The 3,474-nt window shown below is 66.4% G+C and carries 3 protein-coding genes and 1 tRNA gene; all 4 read right to left on the bottom strand.

What is annotated here, in order from left to right:
• Window positions 1–54: 54 nt before the first annotated feature.
• The 4 genes from nusG to poxB all read right to left on the bottom strand — a co-directional run bounded on the left by nusG (window position 55) and on the right by poxB (window position 3,374).
• Window positions 55–1,086, bottom strand: a complete 1,032-nt coding sequence (gene nusG, locus ACNPNP_RS02550) for a transcription termination/antitermination protein NusG (protein WP_448964512.1) — start codon at window positions 1,084–1,086, stop codon at window positions 55–57.
• 45 nt (window positions 1,087–1,131) lie between these two features.
• On the bottom strand, window positions 1,132–1,395 hold the full coding sequence (gene secE / locus ACNPNP_RS02555) for a preprotein translocase subunit SecE (RefSeq protein WP_448964513.1): 264 nt from the start codon (window positions 1,393–1,395) through the stop codon (window positions 1,132–1,134).
• Window positions 1,396–1,435: 40 nt separating this feature from the next.
• Window positions 1,436–1,508 (bottom strand) — tRNA-Trp (locus ACNPNP_RS02560).
• Between the two features lie 141 nt (window positions 1,509–1,649).
• Window positions 1,650–3,374: a ubiquinone-dependent pyruvate dehydrogenase gene (gene poxB, locus ACNPNP_RS02565; RefSeq protein WP_448964514.1), complete on the bottom strand. Its 1,725-nt coding sequence runs from the start codon at window positions 3,372–3,374 to the stop codon at window positions 1,650–1,652.
• Window positions 3,375–3,474 lie beyond the last annotated feature (100 nt).

Here is a 3,474-nt window from a genome sequence, read left to right on the forward strand (position 1 = left end):
TGCAGAACGCCCCGCCGGCCGGAGCCGCGCGGGGCGTTCTGAAGCAGTCTGGAATCAGCTCATCTTCGTGACCTGGTCGAACGACAGCTCGACCGGGGTCTCGCGCTCGAACAGCGACACGAGCACCGTGAGCTTGCCGCTCTCGGGCTTGATCTCGCTGATCGAACCGGGAAGGCCGGCGAACGAGCCCTCCTTGATCGTGATGGTCTCTCCGACCTCGAAGTCGACCTCGGCCGGGATCGAGCGGGCGACGGCCACGCCGCCCTTGGACTGGACGTTCTTCGCAGTCGGGACGTCCTTGACCTCGACGAGCGCCTTCAGCATGTTGAAGGCCTCCTCGAAACGCAGCGGCGTGGGGTTGTGGGCGTTGCCCACGAAGCCGGTGACACCGGGGGTGTGACGGACGACGGACCAGGTGTCCTCGTTGAGCTCCATGCGCACGAGCACGTAGCCGGGGATCCGGACGCGCGTGACCATCTTGCGCTGGCCGTTCTTGATCTCGACGACGTCCTCCATGGGGACCTCGACCTGGTAGATGTCGTCCTCGACCTCGAGCGTCGACTTGCGCTGCTCGATGTTGGCCTTCACCTTGCGCTCGAATCCGGCGTAGGAGTGGATGACGTACCACTTGCCCGGCATCATGCGCAGGTCCATGCGGAAGGCCTCGTACGGGTCCTCCTCCGCATCGTCGCCTGCCGCGTCTTCGGTGACGGCATCCTCGTCGCCGTTCACGTCGGGGCCGTCGTAGGGGGTGACCTCCTCGGCGGAAGCCGCCTCGAGATCTGCGGCCTCTTCGGCCGCTCCGTCGTTGAGGACCTCGGCGGCAGCCTCTGACTCTGCCGCTTCGTCCAGGTTGAGAGCGTCGTTCACGATCGCGTCCGCCTCCGGGTCGTCGATGTCGATGTCTTCCGTGCCTTCGTCGTTCAGATCTTCCTCGTCGCCTTCGATGTGCACGGCGACGTGCTCCGCCGCGGAAGACGCGCGCTCTTCAGCGGAGAGCACGTTGCCCTCCTGCGCTTCGTCGTCCTCACTGGACTGCTCTGCAGCAGTCGCCCAGTCGGCGTCGTCGGAATATCTTTCAGACACGTTGTTTCTTTCCAATCATTGCGGCCGCAGCCGCGGGGATGACGCTTACTGCGGCACCCCGAAGACCTGAGCCGTCAGCCACGAGAAGGCGGTGTCCAGGCCGTAGACCAGTGCCATCATGATCGCCACGAAGACCAGCACGACGCCGGTGAACTTGAACAGTTCCTTGCGCGTGGGCGTGACGACCTTGCGCAGCTCGCCGATGACCTGACGGAAGAACAGCGCGATGCGGCCGAAGAAGCCGAGCTTCTTCACGCTGGCGGTGCCGCCTGCCGCGACGATCTCGCCGCGCGGTTCGTCCTGATCCATCCTGAATGTACCTTTCGTGTGCCAGCGTGGCGCTGACGCGCAGGGCGGACAGGAATCGAACCTGCAACCTGCGGTTTTGGAGACCGCTGCTCTGCCAATTGAGCTACCGCCCTAGAGACCGTGAGGCCTCTGGATCTGCTTCCTCCCCACACCCGAGGGCATGGAAAAAGGATGCAGACAACTGCCTGTCCAGTGTACGGCATGCGGTGTGCCCCGGCGAACCGCACCCTCCGACGGGCTCGAGCACGCGCTGCTCAGAACAGCTGGCGCCAGTTCGCCCTGGCGAGATCCAACAGCTCATCCCCGCGGCCCGACATGACCGTGCGGATGGCGTACAGCGCGAATCCCTTGACCTGCTCGGCAGTGATCGCCGGCGGCATGGACAGCTCCTGACGCTCGGTGACGACGTCGAGCAGGGCGGGGCCGTCGTGAGCGAGCACCTCGCGCACAGCATCCGGAAGGTCTTCGCTGCGCTCCACTCGGCGCGCGAAGATGCCGAGTGCCTCGGCGACCGCCGCGAAGTTCGGATTCTCGAGATCTGTCGCGTACGTCACGAACCCTGCGGCCTTCATCTCGAGTTCGACGAAGTTGAGCGAGGAGTTGTTGACGACGATCGTCTTGACCGGCAACCTGTTCTGGGTGAGCGTGATGAGCTCGCCCAGCATCATGGCGAGTCCTCCGTCTCCGGCCAGCGCGACCACCTGACGATCCGGCCGCGCGGTCTGCGCTCCGATGCCGTGCATGAGGGCGTTGGCCATGGATCCGTGGGTGAACGAGCCGATCAGGCGTCGCCGTCCGTTCATGGTGAGATAGCGTGCCGCCCACACCGTGGGCGAGCCGACGTCGGCGGTGAAGACCGCATCATCGCTCGCCGCCTCATCGACCAGCCGCGCCAGGTACTGCGGATGGATCGGGTTCCCGCGCTTGGTGGGGACGGCCAGTTCGTCGAGCTTGGTGCGCGTCCTGCGGTAGTGCGCGACGGCGTCATCGAGGTGCGAACGATCCGACTTCTCCGCGAGGCGCGGGACAAGTGCTTCCGCTGTGGCCTTGACGTCGCCGACGAGGCCCAGATCGAGCGGATGCCGCCTGCCGAGCTGCGAGCCGCGGATGTCGACCTGGATCGTGGTGGCGTCCTCCGGATAGAACTGCGGGTACGGGAAGTCGGAGCCCAGCACCAGCAGGGTGTCGGCGGATTCCATCGCCCGATAACCGGAGGCGAATCCGAGCAGGCCCGTCATCCCCACGTCGAACGGGTTGTCGTACTCGATGAACTCCTTGCCCCGCAGGGCGTGCACGATGGGTGCGCCGAGACGATCGGCGAGCGCGACGACCTCGTCGTGCGCGCCCTCGACACCTGCGCCGGCGAGGATCGTCACCTTCGTGGCGGCGTTGAGCAGCTCTGCGGCCCGCTCGAGTTCGCTCGGGCTCGGGACGATCACCGGATGCGTGCGCTCGATCACGACGGCGCGATCGACGGGAACGTCGGCGAGCGCGACCTCACCCGGGATCACGATCACCGCGACCCCGCGCTTCTCGATGGCTTCGCGCATCGCGATCTCGAGGATGCGCGGCATCTGCACGGGATCGGCGACGTACTCGACGTAGACGCTGCACTCGCGGAACAGTTCCTGCGGGTGCGTCTCCTGGAAGTACCCCGTGCCGATCTCGCTGGTCGGGATGTGCGCTGCGATCGCGAGCACGGGGACGCGCGAGCGGTTGGCATCGAAGAGCCCGTTGATCAGGTGCAGGTTGCCCGGACCGCAGGAGCCGGCGACGACGGCGAGATCTCCGGTGAGGGCCGCATCCGCCGCCGCGGCGAACGCGGCGGATTCCTCGTGGCGCACATGCAGCCACCGGATCGTGCCGTCCTTGCGCAGCGCATCGGTGAATCCGTTGAGCGAGTCTCCCGGGATGCCGTAGACCCGGTCGACGTGGTTGGCGCGGAGGGTATGGACGATGTTCTCAGCGACGGTGGCCATGACATCCACGCTACGCCAGACGGCCGGGCGCAGGGCGAGACCTTCGGCATCCGTCTGCGGATCCCGAGGCCCTGCGACGCAGAAGCGGGGGGGCTCCGCG

The organism is Microbacterium xerophyticum, assembly GCF_053543555.1.

Excerpts from the sequence above, each read along its gene's own strand:
- secE (WP_448964513.1), bottom strand. The coding sequence starts at position 1,395 with ATGGATCAGGACGAACCGCGCGGCGAGATCGTCGCGGCAGGCGGCACC.
- poxB (WP_448964514.1), bottom strand. The coding sequence starts at position 3,374 with ATGGCCACCGTCGCTGAGAACATCGTCCATACCCTCCGCGCCAACCAC.